A 5,524-nucleotide genomic window follows, 5' to 3' on the forward strand; every position below is an offset into this window, starting at 1 on the left:
CGGCGGCGTGATCTTCGGCCGGCGCGTTGACAAGATCGGCCGCAAGCAGGTCCTCGTGACCACCCTGCTGCTGATCGGCATCGCTACGGTGGTGATCGGCGCGCTCCCGGGCTACGCCACCATCGGTATAGCCGCACCCATCATCCTCGTGTTGCTGCGCCTGGCGCAGGGCATCGGCGTCGGCGGCGAGTGGGGCGGGGCCGTGCTGCTCTCGAGCGAATTCGGCGACGCGAAGCGGCGCGGCTTCTGGTCTTCCGCCGCGCAGATTGGCCCGCCCGCCGGCAACCTGATGGCCAACGGCGTTCTGGCCGTGCTCGCCGCGACGCTCAGCAACGAAGAGTTCCTCTCCTGGGGCTGGCGCGTGGCCTTCCTCGCCTCGGCGGTGTTGGTGGGCTTCGGCCTGCTGATCCGGCTGAAGCTCGAGGAAACTCCCGTCTTCAAGGCCATCCAGGCCCACGGCGAACAGCCCAAGGCCCCCATCAAGGAGGTCTTCACCAAGGAGCCGCGCGCCCTCGTCTCGGCCGCCCTGTCCCGCATCAGCCCGGACGTGCTGTACTCCCTGCTCACCGTCTTTATGGCCGTGTACGCCACCAAGGAACTGGGCATGAGCACCAGCAACGTACTGACCGCCATCCTGATCGGCTCAGCCTTCCAACTGTTCCTGATCCCGGCGGCGGGCGCCCTCACGGACCGCGTCAACCGCCGACTCGTATACGGCATCGCCGCCGTCGGAACCGCCGTCTACATTCCGCTGTTCTTCCTCATGATTCAGGACAAGTCGGTCCTCACGCTGACCATCGGAATCGTGATCGGGCTGGCCTTCCACGCCTTCATGTATGGCCCGCAGGCGGCTTACATCACCGAACAGTTCCCGGCGCGGCTGCGCTACGCCGGCAGTTCGCTGGCTTACACCCTGGCCGGCGTGGTCGGCGGCGCTATCGCACCGCTGGTCTTCACTGCCCTCTTCGCTGTCAGCGGCAACTGGTTCCTGATCGCCGGCTACCTCGCGGTCGCCTCCATCGTGACCGTGATCGGGCTGGCCATCGGGCGCAACCCGCATACCGACGAGGAGGAGCGGCTCCTGCAGGAAGCCCGCGCCTGAGCGGCGCGGATCTTCTTCGGCGGATCCTGTCCGCCGGCATGATTTCACCGGCACAATGATTGAGGCAACTCGTGATTGAGACAGCAGGGGAACCCCTGAAGGTACAAGCCGCCGCAGCAGGCGAAACCGCAGTTCACAAGGTCCGCTCCGTGCGGGCCGTGGGGACGCGCGCGGTCCTCGCAGAGCTCTCCGGCACCCAGGACGTGCTCGCCCTCCAGGCGCTGCTCCTCGAGAAACCGCTGCCGGGCCAGCAGGACATCCTGGCCGCGGCCGAGACCGTCCTGGTCAAGGCCGAATCCCCGGCCTCGGCCCGGCGCATCGCCACCCGCCTGATGCAGCTCGACCTCACCGCACCCGTGCAACGCGACGGCGAGCTGGTGGTCATTGACACCGTGTACGACGGCGAGGACCTCGCCGAAGTCGGACGGCTCACCGGCCTGGGAACGGACGGCGTGATCGCCGCCCACTCCGGGCAGGTCTGGACCGTGGCCTTCGCCGGCTTCGCCCCCGGATTCGGATACATGATCGGGGAGAACCAGCAGCTGGAAGTGCCGCGCCGCAGCTCGCCCCGCACCGCAGTTCCCGCGGGCTCCGTGGCGCTGGCCGGCAACTACTCGGCCGTGTACCCGCGCCGTTCCCCGGGCGGCTGGCAGCTGATCGGGCGCACCAACGCCAAGATGTGGGACTTGGACCGGGAGCCGCCCGCCCTGGCCGCCCCCGGCCACCGGGTGCAGTTCCGTCCGGTCCGGGATGCACTCGCCCTCGCGGCCGAGCCAGCCACCGAGCCAGCTGTCGAGCCGGCCGCGGCGCCTGCGGCCGAGGGCACCGCGCCGGAACCGGTTGCCGGGCAGGACGTCACGGCCGGGATCCGGATCGTTTCACCGGGCCTTCAGAGCCTGATCCAGGACCTCGGCCGGGACGGCCACTCCGGCCTGGGCGTCTCCGCCGCCGGCGCGCTGGACCGGGCCTCACTGCGCCGGGCCAACCGCCTCGTCGGCAACGCCCCCGGCGCAGCCGGCATCGAGACCGTCGCGGGCGGACTCAAGGTCCAGGCCATGGGGGACCAGGTCCTCGCCGTCGCCGGGGCGCCGTCGGAACTGAGCATCGCGTCCGCACCGGACGACGCCGGCGATACGTGGCAGCGCACCGTGCCGGTGGCCACTGCCTTCGCGCTGCTCGACGGCGAAACGCTCAGCATCGGTGCGCCGCACAGCGGCTTCCGCAGCTACCTTGCGGTCCGCGGCGGGGTGGATGCCGCCCCGGTACTGGGCAGCCGCTCCACGGACACCATGTCCGGGATCGGTCCTGCGCCCCTGGCCGCCGGGCAGCAACTGGGCGCCGGCGGAGAAGCCGAGACCGGCGTCGTCGGAAATCCCGAACTGCAGCCGGACTACCCGGGCACCGGGGTGACCGTCCTCGACGTCGTCCCCGGCCCCCGCGCCGACTGGTTCGATCAGGCGGCACTGGATTCCTTCACCGCCCAGGACTGGGCCGTGCTGCCGCAGTCCAACCGCGTCGGCATGCGGCTGGACGGTACGCCGCTGCAGCGCAGCCGCCAGGGCGAACTGCCCAGCGAAGGCACCGTCGCCGGCGCCCTGCAGGTCCCGCCGGAGGGCCTGCCCGTGCTCTTCCTGGCCGACCATCCGATCACCGGCGGCTACCCGGTGATCGCCGTGGTGGTCGACTCCCAGCTGGACCTCGCCGCCCAGGTCCCGATCGGCGGCAGGATCCGCTTCCGCTGGGCCGAATCCGCCACCATCGAACACCCCACCGAATCCGCCACCACCACAGAAGAAGCGAGTAACTGATGCGCAAGGTCCTGATCGCCAACCGTGGAGAAATCGCGGTCCGCATAGCCCGGGCCTGCGACGACGCGCAGCTGGCGTCCGTCGCTGTCTACGCCGACATCGACGCCGACGCCCTGCACGTCTCGGCCGCGGATGAGGCCTTCAGCCTGGACGGCAACTCGCCCGCGGGCACGTACCTGAACATCCCCAAGCTCCTCGCCGTGGCGGCCCAGTCCGGTGCGGACGCCGTCCACCCCGGCTACGGCTTCCTCTCCGAGAACGCCGACTTTGCCCAGGCCGTCCTCGACGCCGGGCTGACCTGGATCGGTCCGACGCCGGACGCGATCCGGCTGCTCGGCAACAAGATCACGGCCCGCGACGCGGCCGTCCGGGCCGGCGCACCCCTGGTGGCCGGCAGCGACGGTCCCGTCGACACGGCGGCCGAGGCCCGCGCCTTCGCCGAAGAGCATGGCCTGCCGATCGCCATCAAGGCCGCCTTCGGCGGCGGTGGCCGCGGCATGAAGGTGGTCCGGGTCATCGACGAGGTCGAGGAAGCCTTCGACTCCGCCGTCCGGGAAGCCGTTGCCGCCTTCGGGCGGGGCGAGTGCTTCGTGGAGCGCTACCTGGACCGTCCGCGCCACGTCGAGGCGCAGGTCCTGGCGGACGCGCACGGCAACGTCGTGGTCGTCGGAACCCGCGACTGCTCCCTGCAGCGCCGGCACCAGAAGCTCCTCGAAGAGGCCCCCGCGCCGTTCCTGACCGACCAGCAGACCACGCTGATCTACGACGCCGCCAAGGCCGTCTGCCGGGAAGCGGGCTACTCCGGCGCCGGCACGGTGGAATTCCTCGTCGCGGCGGACGGCACCGTGGCCTTCCTGGAGGTCAACACCCGGCTCCAGGTGGAGCACCCCATCACCGAGGAAACCACGGGGATCGACCTCGTCCAGGAACAGTTCAGGATCGCCGCGGGCGAGCCGCTGCGCCTGGCCGAAGACCCGGCACCGCGCGGACACGCCTTCGAATTCCGGCTTAACGCAGAGGACGTGGGCCGCGGCTTCCTGCCCTCGCCCGGCACCATCGGCGAATTCGCCGGTCCCACCGGCCCGGGCATCCGCCTCGACACCGGCGTCCGCTCCGGGTCCTTCGTCGCGCCGCAGTTCGATTCCCTGCTCGCGAAGCTGATCGTCACCGGCGCGGACCGCCAGCAGGCCCTGCGCCGTGCCCGCCGGGCCCTCGCCGAAATGCGGATCACCGGGGTCGCCACCGTGCTGCCCTTCCACCGGGCCGTGCTGGAATCCCCGGACTTCACCTCCGAGGACGGCCTCGGCATCCACACCCGATGGATCGAAACCGACTTCGCGGACAGCATCCCTGCCGATCCGGACTACAGCACCACCGCGCCCGACGGCGAACGCCGCACCATCACCGTCGACGTGGACGGCAGGCGCCTCGCCGTCGGCCTTCCGGCCGATCTGCTCGACGCCTGGGCCCGCTCAGGCAGCTCCGCGCCCGCCGGGGTGTCGGTAGCGTCCGACGGCGGTGCCGCCGCCGCTGGCGACCCTGGGGAGCTGCGCGCGGACATGGCAGGGACAGTCGTGAAATGGCTCGTCGAGCCGGGAGCCGAAGTCTCGGCCGGGGACCCGGTGGTGGTCCTTGAGGCCATGAAGATGGAAACCCAGGTCTCCGCGCACCGGGACGGCACCGTCACCGACGTCCGCACCAAAGCGGGCGGGGTTGTCACGGCCGGCGCGGTGCTCGCGCTGATCGGGTAGCCGCATTCTGCTGATGTTTGGCGAGTGACTGGGCCGTTTCCGCTGGCGGAAGCGGCCCAGTCACGTTCGAGCGGGCGTGGCTATGCCTCCAGCCCGAGTCCGCGCCTGCCGATGGGGTTGAGTTCCTTCTCATGGAACCGGTTATCCCAGTCGGCTTCATAGTGCTCTTCGGGAAAATCCCGGGGTGAGCGTCCGGCTTTGAAGTCCTCTGCCACTCGGTACAGAAGGGCCCCGGGCCGGGGCCCCATTGCATGCCCGTGGAGCGGCAGTGGAAGGGATCTGGGCCGAATACCGCCGGTGATCTCCAGGTGATCTTCAAGTGATCGGCCGGTTGCGAGCCGAACAACCTCCACAACGGGAACGGCCGGGCACGCTGGGGAGCGTGCCCGGCCGTGTGTCCGGTGGTTGTGGTTGTTGCCCGGTCAGGTCCGTGACTCTGAGAGGGCCGGAGCGGCCTGGACCTGCTGGGCGGGTGGCTGGGCGCGGCGGTTGAGCCACATTTCGAAGACGTCGCTGGTGTGCCACTCGAAGGAGGCGAGCACCGGGGTGCCGTTGATGTCGTAGTCGACCTCGTCGAAGTAGAGCAGCGGGACGCCTTCTTTGACCTGGAGCTGTGCGGCCTCAGGGGGTCCGGCGAGGACGGGGAGCAGCTTGGCCCGCCCGTTCCGGACGCCGTAGTTGAGGGTCTCGAGCAGGTCGAACAGGGACGGGCCGAGGTTGGACCGGGCCGCTTCGGGCACGAGGGCCAGAGGGACGCGGTCGAGGCTGTAGACGACGGGCCGGGCATCGGCGAACCGGACCCGTTCGACGATGACGACCTCGGCCCCGCGGTCCAGGCGGAGCCGGGCCCGGTCGCCGTCATC

4 protein-coding genes are annotated in these 5,524 nt (G+C 70.4%); 3 read left to right on the forward strand and 1 reads right to left on the reverse strand.

Annotated features, from left to right (window positions below; genetic code table 11):
* The 3 genes from LQV45_RS16620 to LQV45_RS16630 all read left to right on the forward strand — a co-directional run.
* A partial coding sequence (locus tag LQV45_RS16620; protein WP_230007979.1) for an MFS transporter occupies positions 1–1,102 on the forward strand: 1,102 nt, incomplete at its 5' end.
* Between the two features lie 158 nt (positions 1,103–1,260).
* Positions 1,261–2,910, forward strand: a complete 1,650-nt coding sequence (locus LQV45_RS16625; RefSeq protein WP_230007982.1) for a 5-oxoprolinase/urea amidolyase family protein — start codon at positions 1,261–1,263, stop codon at positions 2,908–2,910.
* A complete protein-coding gene (locus LQV45_RS16630; RefSeq protein WP_230007980.1) occupies positions 2,910–4,661 on the forward strand; it encodes a biotin carboxylase N-terminal domain-containing protein in 1,752 nt (583 codons plus the stop codon). Before LQV45_RS16625 ends, LQV45_RS16630 begins: the two co-directional genes overlap by 1 nt.
* Positions 4,662–5,083: 422 nt before the next feature.
* Here the strand turns inward: LQV45_RS16630 and LQV45_RS16635 are convergent.
* Positions 5,084–5,524: GntR family transcriptional regulator (locus LQV45_RS16635; RefSeq protein ID WP_230007981.1), on the reverse strand; the 441-nt coding region annotated here is incomplete at its 5' end.

This window comes from Microbacterium sp. Bi128 (assembly GCF_918698205.1).

Excerpts from the sequence above, each read along its gene's own strand:
- LQV45_RS16630 (WP_230007980.1), top strand. The coding sequence starts at position 2,910 with ATGCGCAAGGTCCTGATCGCCAACCGTGGAGAAATCGCGGTCCGCATA.